The sequence below is a fragment of the Mesorhizobium sp. M0051 genome, from assembly GCF_040323235.1.
Taxonomy (GTDB): Bacteria; Pseudomonadota; Alphaproteobacteria; order Rhizobiales; family Rhizobiaceae; genus Mesorhizobium.
Genome location: NZ_JAMYUT010000013.1, coordinates 12,232 through 36,855 on the forward strand (window position 1 = coordinate 12,232; position 24,624 = coordinate 36,855).

At 63.4% G+C, this 24,624-nt stretch carries 22 protein-coding genes; 4 read left to right on the forward strand and 18 right to left on the reverse strand.

Features of this window, described 5'->3' with window-relative positions:
- Nucleotides 1-2: 2 nt before the first annotated feature.
- Nucleotides 3-428, reverse strand: coding sequence for a low affinity iron permease family protein (locus tag NKJ90_RS15340; protein ID WP_023757029.1), 426 nt, complete (start codon nucleotides 426-428; stop codon nucleotides 3-5).
- A 363-nt stretch (nucleotides 429-791) separates the two neighbouring features.
- A complete protein-coding gene (locus tag NKJ90_RS15345) occupies nucleotides 792-1,118 on the reverse strand; it encodes a DUF1127 domain-containing protein (RefSeq protein WP_084025068.1) in 327 nt (108 codons plus the stop codon).
- A 64-nt stretch (nucleotides 1,119-1,182) separates the two neighbouring features.
- On the opposite strand from NKJ90_RS15345, the gene NKJ90_RS15350 reads away from it, so the two are divergent.
- Nucleotides 1,183-2,052, forward strand: a complete 870-nt coding sequence (locus tag NKJ90_RS15350) for a LysR family transcriptional regulator (protein WP_352486305.1) — start codon at nucleotides 1,183-1,185, stop codon at nucleotides 2,050-2,052.
- Between the two features lie 44 nt (nucleotides 2,053-2,096).
- On the opposite strand, the gene NKJ90_RS15355 is transcribed toward NKJ90_RS15350, so the two are convergent.
- Both NKJ90_RS15355 and NKJ90_RS15360 read right to left on the reverse strand, forming a co-directional pair.
- On the reverse strand, nucleotides 2,097-2,738 hold the full coding sequence (locus tag NKJ90_RS15355) for a transferase hexapeptide repeat family protein (protein WP_023757027.1): 642 nt from the start codon (nucleotides 2,736-2,738) through the stop codon (nucleotides 2,097-2,099).
- A gap of 83 nt (nucleotides 2,739-2,821) precedes the next feature.
- Entirely contained in the window at nucleotides 2,822-3,325 is a 504-nt protein-coding gene (locus tag NKJ90_RS15360; RefSeq protein WP_032906885.1) for a CreA family protein, read from the reverse strand.
- A 219-nt stretch (nucleotides 3,326-3,544) separates the two neighbouring features.
- Between NKJ90_RS15360 and NKJ90_RS15365 the strand changes: the two genes are divergently transcribed.
- The 3 genes from NKJ90_RS15365 to NKJ90_RS15375 all read left to right on the forward strand — a co-directional run bounded on the left by NKJ90_RS15365 (nucleotide 3,545) and on the right by NKJ90_RS15375 (nucleotide 6,983).
- The gene (locus NKJ90_RS15365) at nucleotides 3,545-4,123 is read left to right on the forward strand and encodes an SCO family protein (protein ID WP_352486306.1); all 579 of its coding nucleotides are present in this window, start codon (nucleotides 3,545-3,547) and stop codon (nucleotides 4,121-4,123) included.
- 10 nt (nucleotides 4,124-4,133) lie between these two features.
- Nucleotides 4,134-5,006: a 50S ribosomal protein L11 methyltransferase gene (locus NKJ90_RS15370; RefSeq protein WP_023757024.1), complete on the forward strand. Its 873-nt coding sequence runs from the start codon at nucleotides 4,134-4,136 to the stop codon at nucleotides 5,004-5,006.
- 132 nt (nucleotides 5,007-5,138) lie between these two features.
- Nucleotides 5,139-6,983 carry an aminopeptidase P family protein gene (locus NKJ90_RS15375; protein WP_352486307.1) on the forward strand — a complete coding sequence of 615 codons (1,845 nt, stop codon included), beginning with the start codon at nucleotides 5,139-5,141 and terminating at the stop codon, nucleotides 6,981-6,983.
- A 240-nt stretch (nucleotides 6,984-7,223) separates the two neighbouring features.
- Here NKJ90_RS15375 and NKJ90_RS15380 read toward each other — a convergent pair whose 3' ends face one another.
- The 14 genes from NKJ90_RS15380 to murG all read right to left on the reverse strand — a co-directional run bounded on the left by NKJ90_RS15380 (nucleotide 7,224) and on the right by murG (nucleotide 24,624).
- A complete protein-coding gene (locus tag NKJ90_RS15380; protein ID WP_023757022.1) occupies nucleotides 7,224-7,520 on the reverse strand; it encodes an AzlD family protein in 297 nt (98 codons plus the stop codon).
- On the reverse strand, nucleotides 7,517-8,245 hold the full coding sequence (locus NKJ90_RS15385) for an AzlC family ABC transporter permease (protein WP_352486308.1): 729 nt from the start codon (nucleotides 8,243-8,245) through the stop codon (nucleotides 7,517-7,519). The genes NKJ90_RS15380 and NKJ90_RS15385 overlap by 4 nt, the downstream gene beginning before the upstream one ends.
- A gap of 340 nt (nucleotides 8,246-8,585) precedes the next feature.
- Complete coding sequence (locus NKJ90_RS15390) at nucleotides 8,586-9,290, reverse strand: DUF2461 domain-containing protein (RefSeq protein WP_023757020.1); 705 nt, start codon at nucleotides 9,288-9,290, stop codon at nucleotides 8,586-8,588.
- A complete protein-coding gene (gene ligA / locus NKJ90_RS15395) occupies nucleotides 9,287-11,491 on the reverse strand; it encodes an NAD-dependent DNA ligase LigA (protein WP_023757019.1) in 2,205 nt (734 codons plus the stop codon). The genes NKJ90_RS15390 and ligA overlap by 4 nt, the downstream gene beginning before the upstream one ends.
- A gap of 171 nt (nucleotides 11,492-11,662) precedes the next feature.
- Nucleotides 11,663-13,336, reverse strand: a complete 1,674-nt coding sequence (recN, locus tag NKJ90_RS15400; RefSeq protein WP_023757018.1) for a DNA repair protein RecN — start codon at nucleotides 13,334-13,336, stop codon at nucleotides 11,663-11,665.
- A gap of 223 nt (nucleotides 13,337-13,559) precedes the next feature.
- Nucleotides 13,560-14,429: an outer membrane protein assembly factor BamD gene (locus NKJ90_RS15405; RefSeq protein ID WP_023757017.1), complete on the reverse strand. Its 870-nt coding sequence runs from the start codon at nucleotides 14,427-14,429 to the stop codon at nucleotides 13,560-13,562.
- Nucleotides 14,430-14,693: 264 nt separating this feature from the next.
- Entirely contained in the window at nucleotides 14,694-15,644 is a 951-nt protein-coding gene (lpxC, locus tag NKJ90_RS15410) for a UDP-3-O-acyl-N-acetylglucosamine deacetylase (RefSeq protein WP_352486309.1), read from the reverse strand.
- Between the two features lie 281 nt (nucleotides 15,645-15,925).
- Nucleotides 15,926-17,605, reverse strand: a complete 1,680-nt coding sequence (ftsZ, locus tag NKJ90_RS15415) for a cell division protein FtsZ (protein WP_023757016.1) — start codon at nucleotides 17,603-17,605, stop codon at nucleotides 15,926-15,928.
- A 66-nt stretch (nucleotides 17,606-17,671) separates the two neighbouring features.
- Nucleotides 17,672-18,979 carry a cell division protein FtsA gene (ftsA, locus tag NKJ90_RS15420; RefSeq protein ID WP_023757015.1) on the reverse strand — a complete coding sequence of 436 codons (1,308 nt, stop codon included), beginning with the start codon at nucleotides 18,977-18,979 and terminating at the stop codon, nucleotides 17,672-17,674.
- Nucleotides 18,976-19,917, reverse strand: a complete 942-nt coding sequence (locus NKJ90_RS15425) for a cell division protein FtsQ/DivIB (protein WP_023757014.1) — start codon at nucleotides 19,915-19,917, stop codon at nucleotides 18,976-18,978. The genes ftsA and NKJ90_RS15425 overlap by 4 nt, the downstream gene beginning before the upstream one ends.
- Nucleotides 19,905-20,831 carry a D-alanine--D-alanine ligase gene (locus tag NKJ90_RS15430; RefSeq protein WP_023757013.1) on the reverse strand — a complete coding sequence of 309 codons (927 nt, stop codon included), beginning with the start codon at nucleotides 20,829-20,831 and terminating at the stop codon, nucleotides 19,905-19,907. The genes NKJ90_RS15425 and NKJ90_RS15430 overlap by 13 nt, the downstream gene beginning before the upstream one ends.
- A 300-nt stretch (nucleotides 20,832-21,131) precedes the next feature.
- Nucleotides 21,132-22,097 (reverse strand): UDP-N-acetylmuramate dehydrogenase, encoded by a 966-nt coding sequence (murB, locus tag NKJ90_RS15435; protein WP_031259531.1) that lies wholly within the window; start codon nucleotides 22,095-22,097, stop codon nucleotides 21,132-21,134.
- Complete coding sequence (murC, locus tag NKJ90_RS15440; RefSeq protein WP_023757011.1) at nucleotides 22,094-23,500, reverse strand: UDP-N-acetylmuramate--L-alanine ligase; 1,407 nt, start codon at nucleotides 23,498-23,500, stop codon at nucleotides 22,094-22,096. The genes murB and murC overlap by 4 nt, the downstream gene beginning before the upstream one ends.
- Nucleotides 23,497-24,624 carry an undecaprenyldiphospho-muramoylpentapeptide beta-N-acetylglucosaminyltransferase gene (gene murG / locus NKJ90_RS15445; protein WP_023757010.1) on the reverse strand — a complete coding sequence of 376 codons (1,128 nt, stop codon included), beginning with the start codon at nucleotides 24,622-24,624 and terminating at the stop codon, nucleotides 23,497-23,499. The genes murC and murG overlap by 4 nt, the downstream gene beginning before the upstream one ends.

Below are 24,624 nucleotides of genomic sequence, written 5' to 3' on the forward strand. Positions count from 1 at the left end.
TTTCAGGCCGCGTGCGTTTTCGGCCCGCGCTTCTGCGCCACGGCCTTTTTCGCCGCGGCGGCGGCGATCTGCTCGTCATGCCGCTTTGCAGCACGCTCGCATTTGGCGCGGATCTCCTCGACTTCGGTTTCGGTCAGATGTTCGATGCCGATGAAGTGGTTGTGGCCCTTGCCGACCCGGATCAGTTCGTCGAGCTTGGCCTGGATCGCGGCGCCGTCGCGATTCTGGGTGTTCTGGATGAGGAAGACCATCAGGAAGGTGATGATCGTCGTGCCTGTGTTGATGACGAGCTGCCAGGTATCCGAAAAGCCGAAGAACGGACCGCTCACCGCCCAGACGACAATGATCAGGCAGCAGACGGCAAAGGTCAGCGGCAGGCCGGCTATATGGGCGACCCAGTTGGCGATCTTGGTGAAAAGCTTTTCCATCTATCGAAACCCTCGATGCAGCGGCGCGATGAGAAACAACCGGCGACCGTTTCAGGTTCCCGGCGGAGACAAATACGTCAGCGCAATCGAGTGCACGCATAGAGAGAACTGGTCAGAAAACACACCTTATGGGTTTAATGTCACAGTAACCGTGCAGGCAAGAGTGCCTGTTCCTTCCGCTTCACAGCGGTTTACCTCCAATCCCTTCCGCTGCGCCACCCCCGCATGGCGGAAGGGGTTTCAGTCCGGAGAGCGCGCGGAACGGTTCCCTGAAGCGGACGGCACCACGACCGCCAGACCCCCGATGCGCGGCACCGACCGATCTTCCCAAAGTTCCATCATCTGCATGCCCGCCTCATTGTCTCAAAGTCGCAAGCTGGCGTGGCGGGCACGCTCGCGGATCTCTTCGCGAGAAATGCCAGCGTCCGCCAATGTGCTGTCCGGGGCCCGCCTCAAGCTCGCAAGCGTCCGGCGATAGGCAAGCCAGCGGGCGAAATGGGATCGAAGTTCATACAACATGATCATCTCCTTTGGCGCGCAGAAAGGCGGCGCGCTCTGGTTGGTCGAAAGCGCAAAGCATCTGCGCAAAGCGCATGCGCGATCGAAAGGATTGCGCTGGCTCGTCGGCCAGCCGAGGCGCTTGTCGCTATCCCGCCGAGCAGGATTGTCCAATGCTTCCAATGCCTGCATACTTGCGCGTGATGCCGGCTTCGCGCTACAGCCACGGTCGCAAGGAGTTTTTCATTTCTGCAAAATGGACATTAGCTGGGACGATCTAAGATTGTTTCTCGTCGTTGCGCGGCTGGGTGGCTTGAGCGCAGCGACGGGAACCACGCGCCTCAGCGCAGCCACCCTTGGCCGACGCGTCACCGCGCTCGAAAGGCAGATCGGCGAACCGCTGTTCGTGCGTCAGCAGACCGGCTACCGGCTGACCCCGGTCGGTGAAGAACTGCTGCGGCGCGCCGAAGACGTCGAGGCAGCAATGCAGTCGCTGACCCGCTGGCGCGAAGGAAGCCTGCCCGACCGCATTGTCCGTGTGTCGGCCGGGCCGTGGACTTCGGCCTTCGTTTCCGCCCATATCGGCGAGATCTGGACGGTCGACGACGGCATAAGGGTGGAGCTCGTCACCACCACCGACCGGGTCGACATCGGTCGCCGTGCCGCCGACATCGGTATCCGCAGCGACCGCCCGACCGAGCAGTGGCTGGCCGGCCGTCAGAGCGGCAAGGTCGCCCACGCCATTTATTCCGGGCGCCACCTGATCAACGGCATCGCCGCCGGGTTGTTCGTCGGCGTCACCGGCGAAGGGGCGAACATTGCCTCGGCGCGCTGGCTACAAGCCCATCACGGCGACCGCATCGCCGTGCGCGGCAACAACACCCATTCGGTGCGCGAACTGGTGGCCGCCGGCGCCGGCCTTTCGGTCTTTCCCTGCTTCGTCGGTGACGGCGACCCACGCCTGGTTCGCGTCGCTCAGCCTATCCCCGAACTCGAAACCGACCAATGGATCGTCACCCATCACGAGGAACGTCACTCCCCGCCGGTACGAAAGGTCGCCGACCGGATTGCCGCCTTGATGCGGGCGCACCAGCCGCTGTTTCGTGGCGAGACGCCGATCCGTTAAGCCTCGGGCGTCGATCGGCCGCTAACAAGCGCATCTGAGGGAGGTCAGGCCCCGTCGTTTTCCCAGCGGTCAAGGAATGCCTCGATCGGCATTGCCTGCATGTCGGGAACCGCGCTCGCGAGTTTCTCGACCGGCCAATCCCACCAGGCGAGAGCTTCGATCCGGGCCGCGATGGCGGCCGGAAAGCGAGATCTGAGCGGCTTCGCCGGTACGCCTGCGACGATTGCATAGGGCGGCACATCCTGCGTCACCACCGCGTTGGCGCCAATGACGGCGCCATTGCCGATGGTGACCCCGGGCATGATCACCGCACCATGGCCGATCCAGACATCGTGGCCGATGGTTACTGCTTTCGCCTGCCGCCGTGCGCGGAATGCAGCATCGACGCCCAGCCAGCGAAAATACTCGTTCGGCCGATAGCTGACCTTGTGCTGTGTCAGCCGCTCGATGGGATGTTCCAGAGCATTGATGCGGCTGTTGGCAGCGATCGAGCAGAATTTTCCGATCGTCGTGTAGATCGCTTCCGAATGGCGTTCGAAATAGGAGAAGTCGCCGACGCTCACCTCGCGCAGCACCACCCGCTCGCCGATCGAGGCATAGCGGCCGAGCTTGCACGCCTTCAGTTCCGCGGTCGGATGGATGCGCGGCTCGGAATCCTTCGGGACGAGATTTTCGGAACGATCCATGCCGGCGGCTTTACGTCAGAGCGATTGGTCCCGCAAGCGGGACCAATCGTCCGTCTACCGGTTCCGCGAAAGAGCTGAAGCCCCTATTGAGGCTTGCCTTTGCTCCACACCACGTTCTGGCCATAGAGCGGCACGGTGGTGACCGACATTTTGGCCGAGCCGTTCTGAACCTGGCGCGAATGCGAGAGATAGATCAGCGTCTCGTTGGCCTTGTCGTAGATGCGGTTCACCACCTGCTTCTTCCAGATCAGGCTGATGCCTTGCTTGAACACTTCCTCGCCGCGTTCGCTCATGTCGATGTCGCCGATGATGATCGGACCGGTCTGGCGGCAGGAGATCGAAGAATCGGACGGATCCTCGAACCAGTTGCCCTTGTGCAGGCGATCGATGATGCCGCGATCGAAATAGGAGACGTGGCAGGTCACGCCCTCCACCTTCGGATCCTTGATCGCCTCGACGACGATGTCGTTGCCGAGCCAATCGACCCCGACCTTGCCGACTTCATCGGCAAGGGCCGCACCGGCGCCGAGGACAAGGCACGCGGCTAGGGCGCCGCCGAGCAGTTTTCGCCCAATCGATCCTTGCAAGATAGCCTCCGGGGTTCGAGTTTGCCGGTCTCAGGTGGGGCGAAGAGCACGGCATTGCAAGCGGCGGCACCGGATGAAAACGCCGCATCCGCCATGGCCGGTTGCGTCAACGCGGCACCTTTGCGTGTACCCGGTCAAACCGCTAAGACTGTTCGCCGAACCAAGGGCTCGCCTGGTCTTGGCTGGCACGCCGAAGAAATTGCAAGACGGACCTTACTGATGATGCGTTCTATCCTGATCGGCATTCTCGTCCTGATGGCGGCCGGCATCGGCTGGCTGACCTTCGACTGGTACCGCGGCCACTATGGCGGCGAGCCTTTCGGCGCAGCCTTTACCCTGGTCGACCAGAAAGGCGCGCCGATTACCGAGGCTGCCTTCAGGGGCCAGCCCAGCGTTGTCTTCTTCGGCTTCACCCATTGCCCCGAGGTCTGCCCGACCACGCTGTTCGAGTTGGCCGGCTGGCTGAAGACGCTCGGCGACGACGGCAAGAACCTGCACGCCTATTTCGTCTCGGTCGATCCGGAGCGCGACACGCCAGAGGTGATGAACGCCTATGTCAGCAATTTCTCCGACCGGATCACCGGCATCACCGGCGATCCAGACAAGGTCCATGCGATGGCCAAGTCGTTCGGCATCTACTGGAAGAAGGTCGACACCGGCGACGGCGACTACACGATGGACCACACGGCTTCGGTGCTGCTGCTCAACGCCAAGGGTGACTTTGCCGGCACCATCGCCTATGGCGAAAGTTCGGAAACGGCCATGACCAAGCTGAAGCTGCTGGCGGCGAAAAGCTGATCATCATTTCATGACCCAGACGCGCCTCTACTTCTCCATCGGAAAGATCGAGTCGATCCGCATTTTCGATGCGCTCGAAGCGGCCTTCGAGGATGAAGGCCTGCCAATCGCCCTGCTTGAGGTCGACGAGGACAATGACATCCACGAAGTGTCGCTCTACGCCGATGGCGACGTCGATGCGGTCGAGGCCCGCTTGAAGGACATCCTTGCCGGGCTTTCCCTGTCGAAGCCGATCGAGCGCGAGAGCCTGCCTGACATCGACTGGGTGGCACGCTCGCTGGAAGGGCTGAAGCCGGTGCGCGCTGGCCGTTTCTTCGTCCACGGCTCGCATGATCGCAAAAAACGCCATAGCGGCGAGTTCGCAATCGAGATAGAGGCCGGCCTCGCCTTCGGCACCGGTCACCACGGCACCACGGCCGGCTGCCTGGAAATGCTGGAAAAAGTGGTCCGGCGCGAGCACCCGCGCAACGCGCTCGACCTTGGCACCGGTAGTGCTGTGCTGGCAATTGCCGTCGCCAAGCTGGCGCGTATTCCCGTGTTGGCCACCGACATCGATCCGGTGGCGGTGAGAGTGGCAGCCGCCAATGCGCGGCTCAACCACGTCAAGGCGCTGGTGGAAACGGTCACCGCTCCAGGCTTTCACCACCCGATCTTCGGCAAACGCGCGCCTTTCGATCTCATCGTCGCCAACATACTGGCACGGCCGCTGATGCGGCTGGCCCCGCAAATGGCCGATCACATCGCCCTCGGTGGCTCGATCGTGCTGTCAGGCATCCTCGAGCGGCAGCGCGACGCCGTCGTCTCGGCCTATGTCGGCCAGAACTTCCGGCATGTCAGAACCCTGCATCGCGAAGGCTGGGTGACGATCCACCTCAAACATTGAAGCCGACAACAAGCTTGGACCAAGGTCCGCCGGTTGTCAGTCAAGCGATGCCGTAGCAATTTGCCGCTGCCGGAAATCGATTCCGGTTTCCGCGACCTTACGCTACGGTTGTGCTGACTGCAGGAGGCCACCATGTTCCAGACCTTCGATTCCGCGGGCGACCCGGCCGTCGGCAAACCGCGCGTGGGGTTGCTGCGCCAATGGCTTGAAGCCAACGGGCTGGATGGCTTCATCGTGCCGCGCGCCGACGAGCACCAGGGTGAATATGTCGCCGATCGTTCGGCGCGGTTGAAATGGCTGACCGGCTTCAGTGGCTCGGCCGGCGTCGCCATCGTCCTGCGCGACCGCGCCTTCGTCTTCGTCGATGGGCGCTACACGCTGCAGGTGCGGGGCGAGGTCGATCTCGACATTTTTGCAATCGAAAGCCTGGTCGATAACCCGCCCGCCGTCTGGCTCAAGGACAATCTAGGCAAGGGCGCGCGGCTCGGCTTCGACCCGTGGCTGCACACGATCAGCGAGGTCAAGGCGCTGCAGGCTTCGGCCGACAAGTCGGGCGCGGTGCTGGTGCCGCTCGACAAGAGCCCGATCGACATCATCTGGAAGGATCAGCCGGACGCGCCGGTGGCACCCGTCGAACTTCACCCGATCGGCTTTGCCGGCGAACTCGCCAAGGACAAGCTGGCGCGGCTGGCGGCCGCGATCGCCAAGGACGGCGCCACCCACGCGGTGCTCACCGACCCCTCCTCCATCGCCTGGGCCTTCAATATCCGTGGCGGCGACGTGCCGCACACGCCGCTGGCGCTTGGTTTCTCCATCCTCGCCGCCGACGGGTCGCACCAGCTTTTCATGGACCGGCGCAAATTCTCGCGTCAGGTCGCGGCCTACCTCACCCAGCTCGCCGAACCGCATGAGCCCAGCGAATTCGAAGCGGCGATCGTGGCCCTCGCCAAGAGTGGCGCGAAAATCGCGCTCGACCCCGTGCTGGCCGCTGACAGGCTGCGCATGCTGGTCGAGGCCAATGGTGGCACGGTGGTTGCGGCACCCGACCCCGCCCGCATCCCGCGGGCCACCAAGAATCAGGCCGAGATCAATGGCTCGCGCGCCGCGCATCGGCGCGATGGCGCGGCCGTGGCGAAGCTTTTGTGCTGGCTGGAGCGGCAAAAACCCGGCTCGCTCGACGAGATATCCGTCGTCACCAGGCTGGAGGAGACGCGCCGGCAGACAGGTGAAGAAACCCAGATGCCGCTGCGCGACGTCGCCTTCGACACCATTTCCGGCGCCGGCCCGAACGGCGCCATCATGCACTACCGCGTATCGCGCGCCACCAACCGCAAGCTTAAGGCCGGCGAACTGTTCCTGCTCGATTCCGGCGCGCAGTATCAGGACGGCACCACCGACATCACCCGCACCGTGCCGATCGGCCAGCCGACGCAGGAGATGCGCGAGCGTTTCACGCTGGTGCTAAAAGGCATGATCGGCATTTCCACACTGCGCTTCCCCGCCGGCACGCGCGGCTCGGAAATCGATGCCGTCGCCCGCATGGCGCTGTGGAAGCACGGCTGCGACTTCGCCCACGGCACCGGCCATGGCGTCGGCTCGTATCTGGCCGTGCATGAAGGGCCGCAGCGCATTGCCCGCACCGGCACCGAAAAACTGTTGGAAGGCATGATGCTGTCCAACGAGCCGGGCTACTACAAGGAAGGTGCCTACGGCATTCGCATCGAGAACCTCATCCTGGTCACGCCGGCCGAAGCGATCGAGGGCGGCGACATCGCCATGCACGGCTTCGAGACGCTGACGCTGGCGCCGATCGATACCAGGCTGGTGCGATCGGATTTGCTGACGCGCGACGAGCTGCATTGGCTCGACACCTATCATGCGCGCGTGCTGGCCGAGATCGGACCGATGCTCGACGGCGAGACGCTGGCCTGGCTGGAGAAAGCGACGGCGCCGCTGCCCCACGACGCCAAGATTTGATTGAACGGTGAGGCTGCCAATCTCCCCCCTCGTGGGGGAGATGCCCGGCAGGGCAGAGGGGGGCGCTGTCCCGCCGACCTCTCGATCGATTTGCAATTGCGCCCTGGGATTATTTTGGCTTGGTCGTGGGACAAATGACGTTGGCGATCCTTCACGCCCCCCTCTGTCCTGCCGGACATCTCCCCCACATGGGGGGAGATTGGCAGTTTCGCGACCTTCGCAAATCTCCTTGAGGAGCAGCTACCCCACAACCTGCCGCGCCAAAATCAACACCGCAGCCCCCGCCAGGAACATCGACATCAGTCCGCCACGCAGCGAAACCACTGATGTGACGACCAACGCTGCCCATTCCGCCGGTCCGGCATTCAACAGCTCCGGCGCCACCAGCGTCGTCAGCACCGCCGCCGGCACGGCATTGAGGCCTGCCTCGACGCGCGGATGGATGGTGTCGAAGCGGGAGATGACCAGATGCCCACCAATGCGCGTGAGATAGGTGGCGATCGCGCCGGCGATGATGATCCAGAATGTCGTGCTCATGGCCGTGCCTTCACGCCGCTGTGGTGGGGAGGCAGGATGACCGCCAGCAGCACACCGGCAATCGCGCCGATCGAGACATGCCAGGGCGAGCCCACCGTCTTGTAGGCGATGATCGAGGCGGCGCCACTGGCGATGACCACCGGCAGCCACAGCGGCCGCTTGCGGAAGCCCAGCACCAGACCAAGAAAATAGATCGGCAGCAGGAAGTCGATGCCCAGCGCATGCGTGTCGGGGATAAGCTTGCCGAACACCGCGCCAAGCGCACTTTCGACGATCCAGAACAGGTAGACCGGCAGTCCAAGTCCCAGATACCAGGCAAAGCCGACCGTCTGGCCGGATTGCGCCCTCGCCTCGGCCACCGCGAACTGCGGATCGGTAAGGATGAAATAGCCGAGCGCTTGGCTGATGACGGGCCAGTGCGCGATGCGCCGGCCGATGCCGGCGGAATAGAGCACATGGCGGAAATTGACGGCAAAGATCGACAGCACGATCAACCACGGCGCCACATGCTGGCCAAACAGCTGGATGCCGACCATCTGGCTGGCGCCACCGAAGATCAGCGCGCTCATCAGGAAGGCTTCGAGGACCGAGAAGCCATTGTCGACGGCGAGCGCGCCGAACAACACCGCGAACGGCGCCGACGCCACCACGACAGGCATCGAGAGCCGAACACCTTGCCAGAAATCGCTGTTCACGGAATTCGTAGTCAAGGTCTCAGCCGACATGTCACATTCCTAACGTCGCGCCGGTATTTAGGGGGTGCGCGGTTGAAAAGTCAGACGAATTCGCTTGAGCCAACAAATCAGCGAAACTGATATGTCCTGATCTAGCAAGGCCGCGATACGCGCGCCGTGTGATTCCCTGATTCCAGTTGGCGCCCTACAGGCGCACTCGCCTGTGCTTCATCGGCTGTGCAGGACGGTGCCAGGACCCGAAACGCAAAACCCGCCTCTGCGGCGGGTTACTGGCGCAAATCAGCACCATGGCTAAATACATAGCATAACTGCACTCACAAAGCAACCAGGCCGTGCATCGGCCCTCGCTTCGACTTGAAACCCGAAACGGCTACGGGGTGGCCCAAAGCTCCGAAACCTTGCCCTCGATCGCTCGGCCCCAGTCGAGCAGCGGCTTGGCACGCAAGGTGAAATCGACGAGCTCGTCGACCAGATCAGCCTCATGAATTCCCGCCTGATCGATGAGGTGCTGGACGACAAAATGCCGGTTGCGGATAGCGGCGACCAGATCTGCATCGCTGATATGCTCGAAGCCGCGTGGCGTGCGCTTCATGCAGCCTTCCGTCTCCAGTTCAAGACGGTTGTTCTTCAACGCCGCCACCACGGCGCGAAAATTGTCCGGTTTTGTCGCGATGGCTTTTCGCATCGCCAGCAGCAGCGCCGGCTCCGGCTGCCACCAGGCGACGCCGGCAAAGCAGCGCTCCAGCCCGATATGCACGTAGAACACCCCTTGCTCCATCTTGGTGCCGTCGGGCGACAGGATGGCCGACAGATGCCGGTTGTAGGGCCGCTTGTCCTTGGCGAAGCGCACGTCGCGATTGATCCGGAACAGTGATTTCTTGCGGTCGCCGCGCAGGCCGATGCCGGCCTTCGCGAAGCGCTCCGTCAGCGTCTCGACAAGATCGCCGAAGGGATCGCGCAAATCCTTTTCGAAAATGTCGCGATTCTCCAGGAACCACTCGCGGCTCTGGTGGAAATCCAGCGCCTTAAGGAACGGAATGGCTTTGGCGCCGAAGCCGGTGAACGATCCAGTCATGCCTTGCCTATCCGCGCCAGCCAGGCGTCCTCGTCGATCACCTCGATGCCGTGTTCGCTGGCGAGCTTCAGCTTGGAGCCGGCACCGGGCCCGGCCACGACAAGATCGGTCTTCGCCGAAACCGACCCTGCAACCTTGGCGCCGAGACGCTCCGCCATCGCCTTGGCTTCGGAACGTGTCATCTTCTCCAGCGAACCTGTGAACACGATCGTCTTGCCGGCGACCTCGCTGTCGGCCGAGACGTTGACGATATAAGGCTTCGGCTTGACCTGCTTGAGCAGCGCGTCGAGCACGTCGTCATTGCGTTGATTGCCGAAGAAATCGCGCAGCGCATTGATAACCGTGTCGCCGATGCCGTTGACCGACGGGAAGACACTGTGCGGATCGGCAGCGGCCGCTGTTTCCTTGCCGACGCGGATCAACTCCTCGATGGTCGAGAACGTCCGGGCAAGCACTGCGGCCGTCGTTTCGCCAATATGGCGGATGCCGAGTGCGAAGATGAAACGGTCGAGTTCCGGCTCGCGGCGCGAGTCGATCGCCGCGAACAGCTTGTCTAACCCTTCGTAATTGCGATCCTCGACGCTGCGTACATTCTTGCGCGTCTTGCCCGATGCGGCCTCGCGCTGCCTCGCCTGCTCCTCGCGCCGTTCAGCGAGTGCCCTGGTGACCGCCGGGCGCCGATCCCTGAGCGTGAAGATATCGGCGGCAGTCTTGATCAATCCCGCATTGAAGAAAGTGTCTATGTTCTCCGCCCCCAGGCCTTCGATATCCAGGGCGCCACGTGACACGAAGTGGCGCAATCCTTCCACCGCCTGCGCCGGACAAATCAGTTCGCCGGTGCAGCGCCGGCGGGAGTCCTCCTTGCCGGTCTTCTCGTTGATCTCGCGCGTCGCCGGCGAACCGCAGATCGGACAGGTGTGCGGGAACTCGTATGGCACGGCATCGGGCGGCCGCTTGTCGATGACGACGCTGACGATCTGCGGAATGACATCGCCGGCCCGCTGGATCACCACCGTGTCGCCGATGCGCACGTCGATGCCGTCGCGGATCGGCTGGCCGGTGCTGTCCAGGCCCTTGATATAGTCCTCATTGTGCAGCGTGACGTTCTCGACCACGACGCCGCCGACCGTGACCGGCGCCAGCCGCGCAACCGGCGCCAGCGTGCCGGTGCGGCCGACCTGGATATCGATCTTGAGCACGGTCGTCATCGCCTGTTCGGCCGGAAATTTGTGCGCGACCGCCCAGCGCGGCTCGCCTGTGACGAACCCCCATCTGCGCTGCAGCTCCAACTGGTCGACCTTGTAGACGACGCCGTCGATGTCGTAGCCCAGCGCCGAGCGCTGCTCCTCGATCCGATGATAATGCTCGATCAGGTCATCGGCCGATTTCGCCCGCACCATCAGAGGACTGATCTTGAATCCCCACTCCGCGAACTTCTGCACCGAATCATACTGGGTCGGAGCAGGATCCGCAGTCGTGTAGCCCCAGGCATAGGCGAAGAATTTGAGGTTGCGGCTGGCGGTGACGGACGGATCCTTCTGGCGCAGCGACCCGGCCGCCGTGTTGCGCGGATTGACGTAGTCCTGGCCGCCGACTGCCGCCGAGCGTTGCTTCAACGCTTCGAATTCCGCATAGGTCATGTAGACCTCGCCACGGATCTCGATGATTTCGGGCCAGCCCGAGCCTTTCAGTTTCGCCGGGATGTCGGCAATCGTCCTCAAATTGGCGGTGATATCCTCGCCGACGGCACCGTCGCCGCGCGTCGCACCCTGCACGAACACGCCCTTTTCGTAGCGCAGCGAAGCCGACAGCCCGTCGATCTTCGGCTCGGCCGTGAAGGCGATGTCGAGATCCTTGTCGCGGTCGAAGAACCGCCGGCCGCGCTCGATGAAATCGATGACATCCTGGTCGGTATAGGCCTTGGCGAGGCTGAGCATCGGCACCGCATGGCGCACCTTGGTAAAGCCTTCCGCCGGTGCCGCGCCAACCCTGCGCGAGGGCGAATCCTCGCGCACCAGCGCCGGAAAGCGCTCCTCGATGGCGAGATTGCGCCGCGCCAGCGCGTCATACTCGGCGTCCGTGATAACAGGCGCGTCTTCGGTGTGGTAATGCCGGTCGTGCTCGGCGATCTGTTCCGCCAGGCGCTTCAGCTCGGCTTCGGCCTCGATTTCGGTCAGGGCATCAACTGGCTTCTCGGACATGGTTTTGCACCTGGCTGCTGTTGGCTCGGGACAATAGATCAGGATTCGGATGGACGGGAGCTGAAATTCTGACAAAACCACGCCTAAACAGCGGGATGCAGCCATATGCTGACTCTGTTGGGACGTCGGATTTGACCGGCTGGAAGCAATCCCGATCGAGAAGCAGCGTCGTCAGGAAGCGACGGTGTTCTCACGCAGCAGCCGCTCGGCGGCGGCGCGGGCCTCGTCGGTGATGGTGGCGCCGGCCAGCATGCGCGCGATCTCTTCCTGCCGCGCCGGCCGGTCCATCTCGGCAATGCCGGTGGCGACACGGTCGGTGGTACCGGATTTGGAGATCAGGAAATGAGTCGCCGCGCGCGCCGCCACCTGTGGCGCATGCGTCACCGAGAGCACCTGGACGCGCTTCGACAACCGCGCCAGCCGCTGGCCGATGGCGTCCGCGACGGCGCCGCCCACGCCGGTGTCGATTTCATCGAAGACCAGCGTCGGCGCCGAGCCACGATCGGCCAGCGCTACCTTCAGCGCCAAAAGGAAACGCGAAAGCTCGCCGCCGGACGCGACCTTCATCATCGGCCCGGGCCGCGTGCCTGGGTTGGTGCACACCCAGAACTCGATCTGGTCGATGCCGTCTTCCATGCGGCTCTCGGCCTCGCTTTTCATCTCCACGATAAAAGCGGCGCGTTCGAGCTTCAGTGCCGGCAATTCCGCCATCACCGCCTTCGTCAGGCCGATAGCCGCCGCATGACGAAGCGAGGATAGCTGCGCGGCGGCAATGTCATAGGTCTCGCGGGCCGCTGCGGCCTGCTTTTCCAGCCCGTGCAGGCGTTCCTCGCCGGCATCGAGATCGGCAAGGTCGGCAACCATCGTGTCGCGCAGTTGCGCCAGGTCGTCGACGGCGACGCTGTGCTTGCGCGAGGCGGCGCGCAGCGAAAATAGCCGCTCCTCCGCCTTCTCCAGGCGCTGCGGATCATATTCGGTGGCGCGCAACGCTGCCTCGACGCCCGATTGCGCCGCGTCGAGCGACAGCATCGCCTCGTCGAGCGACTTGACCACGTCATCGAGCAAGCCCGGCGCCTCAGTCACCTTGCGCTGCAGCCGTCTCAGCAGGCTCGCCAATTGCGGCAAGGGCGAGGACGGGCCGGACAGCACATCCTGCGCATCATGGATTTCCGATGCGATCTTTTCGGCCCGCATCATCGACGCGCGCAATTCTGCGAGATCGGTCTCCTCGCCCGGCTGCGGATCGAGCTTCGTCAGTTCCGCGACCGCTGCGCGCAAATAGTCGGCCTCGCGCGCGGCCGCCGCCACCTTGGCACGGTGTCGCGACAGCTCCTGCTCGCAGGCGCGCCAGTGCCGCCATGCCTCGCCCGTCGAGCGAACAGCGCCGAAATGGCCGCCGAAAGCGTCGAGCACCTCGCGGTGCGCACCGGGATCGACCAGCGCGCGTTCATCGTGCTGGCCATGGATCTCGACCAGCGCGCGGCCGACATCGCGCATCAAGGTGACGCTTGAGGGCTGATCGTTGACGAAGACGCGGGTGCGGCCATCCGCTGTCTGCAAACGGCGCAGGATGATGTCGCCGTCATCCTCGATGGCGTTGTCGGCAAGCAGCATGCGGGCCGGATGGTTGCGCGGCACGTCGAAGACGGCGATGACCTGTCCTTGCGCAGCGCCATGGCGCACAAGCGATGCGTCGCCGCGCGCGCCGAGCGCCAGCGACAAGGCATCGAGCAGGATGGATTTGCCGGCACCGGTTTCGCCGGTCAGCACGGAAAGACCCGGCTGGAAGTCGATATCCAGCTTCTCGATCAGGACGATATCGCGGATCGACAGTCTGGAAAGCATCAGAACCCGAATCTAGAACGGCACGCGACCATTTGCAGTCGCAGCGCACTATCTTTTTGTTTGAGCACCGGATCAATCCGAAAAAGCGCCATGCACGCTTCGGTCCGAATGGCTCCAAGCAGGTTACTCAAAAGTGCCTTGCGGTTTTGCGACAACAACCCGCGACAAACCAGGAAAACCAAGCGGACGGCGCGTAGGCGAAATCCGCGAAGTCTGCTTAGGGTCAGGCGCCGGTGATCATCTTCCCGGCCTTGGATATCCACGAGCCGGCATTTTCGCGCGGTGCAAGCCCATTGCTCTGCAAGAGCTTGTAGGAGTCCTTGTACCACGAGCTGTCGGGGTAGTTGGTACCGAGCACGGCAGCGGCGGTCTGCGCCTCGGAGGTCAGGCCCATCGCATAATAGCTTTCGGTCAGGCGGGCGAGTGCCTCCTCGACATGGCGCGTGTTGGAATAATTCTCCACCACGGTGCGGAAGCGCTTGACGGCGGCGATGTATTCACGGCGTTCGAGATAGTAGCGGCCGATCTGCATCTCCTTGCCGGCCAGCTGATCGTTGGCGAAGCGGATCTTTTCCTTGGCGTCGTCGACATATTCCGATGTCGGCCAGCGCGTCACCAGATCCTGCATCGTCTGCACGGTCTGACGCGCTTCCTTCTGGTCTTGCGTCACGTCCTTGATCTGGCGGTAGTAGCTCAAGCCGATGATGTACTGCGCGTAAGCCGCGTCGTCGGTCGACGGATAGAGCGTGAGATAGCGCTTGGCCGAGCCGATCGCCTCGTCGTAATTGCCCTGGCGATAGTCGGCGAAAGCGCCCATCACCATCGATTTGCGGGCCCACTCCGAATAGGGATGCTGGCGGTCGACAGCGTCGAACTTGCGGCTCGCCTCTTGAAGGCGTCCGGCGTTGAGGTTGGCAAGGCCCTGATTGTAGAGAACATCGGCCGGTTCGGTCTGGTCGACATAGGTCGACAGGTCGATGTCTTTCTCCGACGACATGCAGGCCGACAGGAAGAGCGATGGAACAACCACCGAAAGCGCCAGGAAAACAGCCCTCTGCGGCGCTTTCGATTGACCGACTCGCTTGAAGAACATGATTGGATTCCGCCCTTTCGGCGTTATTTAAATGTCTGCTGCATGCCGTTGTCTCAAAACTGGTCCCCACTTTTGAGCGGCATGCACTAATCGACGGCAGCAGCCATAAACCATTACCGCCTTGCCCGGCAACGCTATCTCCGGCCAATCGCACATTTTTATGGCGGCCAGACACAGCTTGAACATCAGTGCAATTTCACCGACAGGTGATGCATTCCTGCAACACCGGCCGCCCGCCATGGGACTTGAAAGAAATGAAGAAAATCAGATCATCCAGGGCGCATAGAGCGGCGCGTTGACGGCATTCATTTCGGCACTGCGGCCACGCTCGCGGCGTGTCGTCTCGACGATCTCGAAAGCAGTGCGGTCGGACAGCAGGCGGCGCAGTGCCGCGGCATTCATCCTGTGGCCGCCGCGATAGGAGCGGAAGCAGCCGATGAAGCGGGCGCCGGCCAGCGCCAGGTCGCCCACGGCGTCCAGTGTCTTGTGGCGCACGAATTCGTTGGGATAGCGCAGGCCGCCCATGTTGATGACGCGGTTGTCGTCACCGATCACCAGCGAGTTCTCCAGCGAGGAGCCGAGCGCATAGCCGGCAGCCCACAACCGCTCGACGTCCTTCATGAAGCCGAAGGTGCGGGCGCGCGCGATGTCGCGGCGGAAAATATCGGCATTGAGGTCGGACGCGAACAGCTGACGGCCGATTGCCGGGCTTTCGAAGTCGATCTCGATCTCGAAACGGGTGCCGTCATAGGGCCTGAACTCTGCCCAGGAGGCGCCGTTCTCGATGCGCACAGGCTTGATGATCCTGATATAGCGACGCTTGACGGTAAGCGTCTCGATGCCCGCCTGGTCGATGGCTTCGACAAACGCCATGGCGCTGCCATCGAAGATCGGAACCTCGGAACCGTCGATCTCGATGGCGACATTGTCGATGCCGAGCCCGAACAGCGCCGCCATGATGTGCTCTACCGTGGCGATGTGCTCGCCGGCGGGATCACCAAGCATGGTGCACAGGTCGGTGGCGCCGACTTCCGAGACCACGGCGCGAAACTCGCTGCCCTGCTCTGCACCGTTGAAAAGCTGGAAAATGATGCCGGTGTCGGCATCCGCCGGCACGAAGCTGATGGAAACTTCCTTGCCGCTGTGGACGCCGGTGCCGGTAAGCGACGCGCGCGTCTTCAATGTCGTCTGATAGTCGTGCAAAACAATCCCCATAAGCCCGTAATGCCTAGGTCCGCTTCTCCAGCCCGAGGGCGCGGCTCTTGTGTGAATCGGCAAGCAGGGCAACTTCCCCCGAAATCCCGGCAAACCGACGATGGTAGGCAGCGAAGATAGTGTTCGTGCAGGGAGACTCCAAATCACGGTTTCTTACTCTGTGTAACCGCGAACCGGGATAGACGCGACTTTGTAAGTTATTGAAATCACATCATTTAAAACGTTAACAGGCAAGCGATTCCTCGCTTGCCTGTTAACAACTATTACAGTCCGTTTACCAATCAGTTGGCCTGGCGGCGCAGGAACGCCGGAATCTCCAGCTGATCGTCTTCCTGAGTCGCCCTCACCTGCGGTGTCAGGCGGCCCTGGTCGTCGAGCTGGCCGCGGCGCGGTGCGTAGAGCTGCGCGTCCTGGCTGGCAAGACGGCGCACTTCGGGTGCGGCCTGGCGCAGCTTGGGTTCGCGTGGCTGCGCCGGCTGCAGCCGTGCAGGCTCTTCTTCGCGGCGGGTCAGTCCGTTGGTCAGGCGCTTCAGCAGGCCCATCGGTCCGCTGTTGTTCTCGTGGTCGGCCGGGCGGCTCTTGGCATCCACCTCGGCCTTGACGACGGGCGGAAAGTCCTCGACGCGCGGCATGCGCTGCGGCGCCATGGCAACCGGCTGCGGGGCTTCGCGTAGCATCTCGCGCGGCTGCGGAGCCGGCTGCATCTGCTGGACCACCGGCTGCGGCATCGGCTGTGCTGGCGGCGCCTGGAAGATCTTGCTCTGCGGGCGGAAATCTTCGGCGTGAGCGACCGGAGCCGGACGCGCCTGTGCCATGGCCGCGGCATTTGCCTCGGCCAACTGGATGGCTTCGGCGACCGGGTCGATGGCACGCGGTTCGTACGCGGTCTGCTGGACCGGAGCCGGGCGGCTTTCCGGTGCGGCAACGGCCGGGCGGCTGGCCGGCTTCGGAGGCGCCGTGCGGATCGAGATCGGCGCCGCGGCGATTTCAGCCGCCGACTTGTCGATGCCGGTAGCAACCACCGAGACGCGGATGACGCCCTCGAGTTCCTCGTCGAAGGTGGCGCCCAGGATGATGTTGGCGTCCTGGTCGACTTCCTCGCGGATACGGGTTGCGGCCTCATCGACTTCGAACAGCGTCAGGTCGCGGCCGCCGGTGATCGAGATCAGCAGGCCCTTTGCGCCCTTCATCGAGGTCTCGTCGAGAAGCGGGTTGGCAATCGCCGCTTCGGCGGCGGCCATCGCACGGCCCTCACCCGAAGCTTCGCCGGTGCCCATCATCGCCTTGCCCATCTCGCGCATGACGGAGCGCACGTCGGCGAAGTCGAGATTGATCAGGCCTTCCTTGACCATCAGGTCGGTGATGCAGGCAACACCGGAATAGAGCACCTGGTCGGCCATGGCGAAGGCGTCGGCGAAGGTGGTCTTGTCATTGGCCAGCCGGAACAGGTTCTGGTTGGGGATGACGATCAGCGTATCGACGCACTTCTGCAGTTCCTCGATGCCGAAGTCCGCTGTCTTCATGCGGCGCTGGCCTTCGAAATGGAACGGCTTGGTGACGACGCCGACGGTGAGGATACCCTTTTCGCGCGCTGCGCGGGCAACGACCGGAGCAGCACCTGTGCCGGTGCCGCCGCCCATGCCGGCGGTGACGAAGCACATATGGGTGTTGGTCAAGTGATCGAGGATCTCGTCGATGCACTCTTCCGCCGCCGCACGGCCGACTTCCGGCTGCGAGCCGGCGCCGAGGCCCTCGGTGACATGCGCGCCGAGCTGGATCAGGCGGCCTGCCTTCGACATGGTCAGCGCCTGCGCGTCGGTGTTGGCCACCACGAACTCGACACCGCGCAACCCGGCGGTGATCATGTTGTTGACGGCATTGCCGCCGCCGCCGCCGACACCGAACACGGTGATGCGCGGCTTAAGCTCGGTGATGTCCGGCTTTTGCAGATTGATGGTCATTGTCTCCGTCCTTTGCCTTTCACGCCGCTTCGCCGCCGCGGCCGCCTATGGGGCTGTCCCCGTCAATTAGAAACTGTCTCTCAACCACTGACTCATGCGATGCAGTTTTCCGCCCGTTCCAGTCATTCTGAGACCGGAAATTCCTTTTGCCGGATGGCTCTCGAAGCTCGCCATCTGCGGGTAGATCAGAAGCCCCACCGCGGCCGAGAACGCCGGCCCCTTCGCCGCTTCGGGCAGGCCGGCCACGCCGAGCGGACGGCCGATGCGCACATTACGCCCCAGGATGCGGCGCGCTGCCTCCGGCAGGCCGGCAAGCTGGCTGGCGCCGCCGGTCAGAACGACACGCTTGCCCACCGCATTGCCGTAGCCGGACTTGTTCAGCCGATCGCGCAGCAGTTCCAGCGTCTCGTCGATGCGGGCGCGCACGATGCGCGTCATCACCGAGCGCGGGATCTGCAAAGGCACATCGCCATCGTCGCCGATCGGCTGGATCGAGACTAGGTCGCGGTCGTCGGCGCTGCCGGGCAGCGCCGAACCATGCATCACCTTCAGCCGTTCGGCGGCATCGAGCGAGGTCGAAAGCCCCTTGGCCATGTCAAGCGTGACATGGTTGCCGCCGATGGCGATGGCATCGCCATGGACGAACTTGCCTTCCGAAAACACCGAGATCGTCGTCGTGCCGCCACCCATGTCGATGCAGGCAGCGCCCATTTCCAGTTCGTCGTCGACCAGGGCCGCCAAGCCGCTGGCATAGGGTGTCGCCACCATGCGCTCGACCGATAGATGCGAACGGTTGATGGAAAGCTCCAGGTTGCGCATCGGAGCGGCATCGCCGGTCAGCACATGCATGTCGACACCGAGTGCGTCGCCGACCATGCCGCGCGGATCGCGCACGCCGCGTTCTGCATCCAGCGAGAAGCCGACGGGTAGCGAATGGATCACCTCGCGTTCGGCCTTCAGCGCCTGCTTGGCGCCGGCGCCCAGAACGCGCTTGATATCGGCCTCGTCGGCCTCGTGGCCGCCAAGGTTGATGGTGGCGGAGAAGGCTTCGCTCTTCAGCCGGCCGGCGGTCATGTTGACGATCAGCGAATCGACCGTCAGGCCAGCCATGCGCTCGGCCGCATCGACGGAAAGGCGGATGGCATGCTCGGCACGATCGAGATCGACGACGACGCCGGACTTCACGCCTTGCGATTTCTGATGGCCGATGCCGATCACCTGGATCCGGTGGGAGCGGCCACGCAGCAGCTTGCCGTCATCACTCGGCTTCAGCTTGGCCACCATGCAGCAGACCTTGCTCGAACCGACATCCAGCACCGTCAGGGTGCCGGACCGGCGCGACGAGGCATCGCCATGACCGCCAAGCCAGCTCATATCTTCGTCTCCGGCTTGTGCTTAAGGCTCTTGGGCTTTTCGTTGAGTGCGGCTTCGCGCTGCGTCGCCGCCTCGGGCGTCAACTGCACGACCAGCCGGTCGGTCAGACGCATGTCGACGGCGGCGATATCGCGCGACAACAGGCCCTTCTCATGATCCATCTTGACGAGTTCGGCGAGTGCCTGATCCTCGCCATCCTCGGGAAGCTTGACGGTGATGCCATTGTCGAGCTTCAGGTCCCAACGCCTTTCTCCGACGCGGACATAGCCTTTGATCCGGCTCGCGAGATCGGGATATTTTTCGATCTTGGCCAGAAAGTCGGGCGCGCTCGCCGGGGCGCCGGTGCCGATCAGCAGCGGCAGCAGCACCTGCTTGCCGCCCGAGAACGGCGCGATCACGGCGCCATTCCTCTCGATGACGGACAGCTCGTCACCCTGCTGCCAAAGCGCGAAGGCGGCGCGCTCCTCGACACGCACTTCCAGCGTGTGCGGATAGACCTTGCGCACCGCCGCGACCTCGATCCATGGCAGGCCGGAAATCCGCTCGCGCGCCGCCGCCGCATCGAAGCCGATCAGCGACGTCCAGCCGTCGAGTTCGAGCCTGTCGAGGATATCGATCTCCGAGGTCTGCCGATTGCCGACCACCTTGACCTGGTCGACGGCAAAGCCGGTGCGGGCGGTGATGCTCTGGACGATGCCGTCGACGTGGCCTCCAAGATAGGCGCCGTAGGCACTGCTCGAGGCGATCAGCACGGCCGACATCATCGCCGCGGAAAAGCGCGGCGCCTGGAATTCCCCAACACCGAGACGGGCCAGAATACGCACAGGGCGGCGAAGCACGCGCGGCAGCACGAAATGGCCTGATGACAACGGCAGGCCGAACAGTGCCGGCTCGGCCGCGCTCCTCTCCTTACCCTGTCCCCATTTCAACGCAGACACGAAGCGTCCTCCACCATCCAACTTAACAAATCGCCAAACGAGTGCCCGGCCTGGGCGGCGATTTCAGGCACCAAGGACGTCGGCGTCATACCCGGCTGGGTGTTGACCTCGAGCCAGACAATCTCGCCGTTTTCGGAATGCCGATCGTCATAACGGAAATCCGATCGGGAAACGCCCCGACAGCCGATCGCTTGGTGAGCCTTAAGCGCCAGTGTTTGTATTTTTTGGTAAATATTCGGTGAAACTTTTGCGGGGCATTCGTGCTTTGATCCCCCAGCGACATATTTTGAATCATAGTCGTAGAAAGAATGGCCGGTCGGGATGATCTCGCAGACCCCCAGCGCCACATCGCCCATCACCGCACAGGTCAGCTCACGGCCGTGGATGTAGCGCTCGACCATGACGGTATCGCCATATTTCCATTCGGAAGAGCCGATCACCTGCGGCGGATGCGACTGACCTTCATGCACGATGACGACGCCGAAGCTCGAGCCTTCATTGACCGGCTTGACCACATAGGGCGGCTTCATCGGGTGCTTGTTCTGAATGGCGAAGCGGCTGGCGACCTTCGATTCAGCGACCGGGATACCGACCGATTTGGCAACCCGCTTGGCCTGCTCCTTGTTCATGGCCAGAGCCGAGGCGAGCACGCCGGAATGAGTGTAGGGAATGCCGAGATACTCGAGGATGCCCTGGACGGTTCCGTCCTCGCCAAAGGGACCATGCAGCGCGTTGAAGACGACATCGGGCTTGAGCTCGGCAAGTACGGAGCCGACATCGCGCCCGACATCGACGCGGGTGACCGGGTAGCCTTCCTGCTCGAGCGCATCAGCACAAGCCTTTCCCGAAGACAAAGACACGGGCCGCTCGGACGAAAAACCACCCAGCAGGACAGCCACATGCTTGCTTTTCATTCCCCGGTATCCCCTCTCACGGCGGACCAAAAACCAAGATTTTCCGCAACATTGAGTCCGAGTCTCCCGGCAGGTTGCCCCCCAGACGGAAAACGCGGGTGACGCGTCGAACGACTCAAATCAGGAAACGCTTTCGAACAGAGAATCAGAGAGTTGATTCACTGGCAAGTACTTACGATTCCGAGAGATTCACTTTCTGAGAAAATGATGCGAAAAGCGTGCAGTTGAGTCTTCGGAGCAACGGTTGCGGGCCGTTTTGGCACCGTCGAACTTCATGTGTCACATGAAGTTCGACGCGGGCTAAAGAAGCTGTCCGAGAAACTCCTGAACGGCATGTCCCGGCCGGAAATTGCCAATGCGCTTGATTTCCCATTGCAGCCGGATACCGGAATTCTCCAGCACCCGCGTACGCACCGTCTCGCCGAGATATTCAAGGTCGTAGCCGGTCGCGGTTCCCGTGTTGATCATGAAGTTGCAATGCATCGGCGACATCTGCGCACCACCGATCATCAGGCCGCGGCAGCCGGCCTTGTCGATCTCCTTCCAGGCCGACGTGCCTTCCGGATTCTTGAAGGTCGAGCCGCCGGTCTTCTCGCGGATCGGCTGCACGGTCTCGCGGTGGTTCTGCACGGCATCCATCGCTGCCTTGATCACGGCCTTGTCCTCGGCAAAGCCTTCCAACACGGCCGAGGTAAAGATAAGTCCGGCAGGTGCCGCCGAATGACGATAGGCGTAGCCCATGTCGGCATTGCTGAGCGTCTGCACATTGCCCTTGCGGTCGAGCGCGCGCACCTCGACGACGCGCTCGCGCGTCTCGACGCCATTGGCACCGGCATTCATCCGCAGTGCGCCGCCGACGGCGCCCGGAATGCCATGGTAGAAATGAAACCCGCCAATGCCGGCCTCGAGCGCCACCGCGGCGACGCGCTTGTCGGGCGTGGCCGCGCCGGCCTTGATCCTGATTGGCGAAATGACTTCCGCTTCGCCAAACCCCTTGGCCGAAAGCCTGATGACAAAGCCCGGAATGCCGCCGTCACGGACCAGAAGGTTGGATCCGACGCCGACGATGGTCAGCGGTATTTCCTCCGGAACGGCTTTGAGGAACGTGGCAAGGTCCTCTTCGTCCGCCGGCTGGAACAGCACTTCCGCCAGACCACCCGCACGGAACCAGGTGATCTTGTCCATCTCGGCATTCGGCGTGACGCGCCCGCGCAAGCCGGCAAGCCGGTCGCCAAGTCTGTCGATCAGGGCCTGGCCGTGCATCATGAGACGGTCCCGCCAAGCTCCTTGGGCAACGCATAGGCCCATTGGGTGATGTTGCCGGCGCCAAGGAAGACCACGAAATCGCCTGGTTTGGCCAGCTCGCGGATGATGGGCGCAATCGCCACCGGACCCTCGATGTAACGCGCATCGCGATGGCCGCCGGCGCGGATGCGCGACACCAGCGCGTCCGAGCTGACGCCTTCGATCGGCTCCTCGCCGGCCGCATAGACCGGCGCCACCATCACCGTGTCGGCGTCGTTGAAGCAGGCGGAAAACTCGTTGAACAGATCATGCAGACGGGTGAAGCGATGCGGCTGGGCGATGGCGATGACGCGCCCCTTGGTGGCGCTGCGCGCCGCCTTCAGCACCGCAGAGATCTCGACCGGATGGTGGCCGTAATCGTCGAACACGTCCACGCCGTTCCACGAGCCGGTATGGGTAAAGCGGCGCTTGACGCCGGCGAAGGACGACAAGCCCCTCTTGATCGCCTCGGCCGACAGGCCGAGCTGATGCGCGACCGCGATCGCGGCGGTCGCGTTGGAGACGTTGTGACGGCCGGGCATCGGCAGGCGCAGGCCTGCTATCGTCGTCTGGTCGCCGGTCTTGCGGTCGCGGATCACCACGTCGAATTCCGAAATGGCACCCGCCATGCGATGGTTGGTGAAGCGCACATCGGCCTGCGCGTTCTCGCCATAGGTGACGATGCGGCGGTCCTCGATACGGCTGACCAGCGCCTGCACCTCGGGATGATCGGTGCACATCACGCCAAAACCATAGAACGGCACGTTTTCGACGAACTGGCGGAACGCCTCGCGCACTTTGTCGAAGCTACCATAGTGATCGAGATGCTCGGGATCGATGTTGGTGACGACCGCGATCTCGGCCGGCAGCTTCAGGAAGGTGCCGTCGCTCTCGTCGGCCTCCACCACCATCCACTCACCATCGCCCATGCGGGCGTTGGTGCCGTAGGCATTGATGATGCCGCCATTGATGACGGTCGGATCGAGCCCGCCGGCATCGAGCAGGGTCGCCACCATCGAGGTCGTCGTCGTCTTGCCATGCGTGCCGCCGATGGCCACCGCCTGGCGGAAGCGCATCAGCTCGGCCAGCATCTCGGCCCGGCGCACGATCGGCAGCAGCTTTTCGCGCGCGGCCTTGAGTTCCGGATTGGATTTCTTGATTGCCGTCGAGACGACCACAACCTCGGCATCGCCGAGGTTTTCGGGCTTGTGGCCGACAAAGCATTCGATGCCCTTGTCGCGCAGCCGCTGGACATTGGCGCTCTCGGCCTGGTCGGAGCCTTGCACCTTGTAGCCGAGATTGTGCAGCACTTCGGCGATGCCGCTCATGCCGATGCCGCCAATGCCGATGAAATGCACAAGGCCTATGGTCTGCGGCATCTTCATGCTTGCGTCCCCTTCCTGAAATCCGAAACGGCTTTTTTGGACGCAATAGCCTCTGTGAGATCGGCGAGCAACCGTGCCGCGTCGGGCCTGCCCGCCGATTTCGCGCCCGCGGCCATCGCCGCCAGCCGCTCGGGGGCGTCCATTAGCCCGCCGACGAGGGCTGCGATGCGTTCGGGCGAAAGCGAGGATTGCGGGTGCACTTCGCCACCGCCGGCGGCGGCAAGGGCCGCTGCATTCGCCGCTTGGTCGTGGTCGAGCGCGTGCGGGTAAGGCACCAGCAGTGCCGGCCGGCCGATAACGGCGATCTCCGAGACTGTCGAAGCGCCGGAACGCGAGATCACCAGATGCGCCGCCGCCATGCGTACCGCCATGTCGGTGAAGAACGGCGAAACCTCGACGGCTACGCCGAGGGCGGCATAGGCAGCCTTGACCCGCGCCACGTCATCCGCGCGCGCCTGCTGCGTGATCACCAGCCGCTTGCGCTGGGCATCGGAAAGCAGCGCAATCGCCCCCGGCACGGCGTCGGAAAAGAACTGGGCGCCCTGGCTGCCGCCGAACACCAGCAGGCGGAACGGCTGTTCCCCGACCGACGCCGCATAGGGCGTGTTGGCCGCTTCCAGCACGGCAGGCCTGACCGGATTGCCCGTCGTCACCGTCTTGGCGCCGGCGGCACTGGTGTCCTGCGGCAGGAAGCCGCCGGCGATCGCATCGACACGCCCGGCCAGCGCCCGGTTGGCGCGGCCCATCACCGCGTTCTGCTCATGGATCAGCGTCGGCACCTTACGCCGCGTCGCCGCGTAGAGCGGCGGCAGGGTCGGGTAGCCGCCGAAGCCGACGACGGCATCCGGCTTGATCCTGGCGATGATGGCGGAGGCCTGGCGCACGCCGCGCCAGATTTTCCAGAAAGCGCCAAGCAGGGCAAACGGATTTTTCGAACCCATCGTCGCCGACTGGATCGGATGGACGGCGGCGGCCGGAAAATGGCCGGCGAACCGTTCGGCACGGTCGTCGGTTGCCAGGTGCACCGACCAGCCGCGCTCGTTCAGCTCGTGCGCCAGCGCTTCGGCCGGGAAAAGATGCCCACCGGTTCCGCCCGCCGCGAGAAGGATGATGCCTCTGGCCAT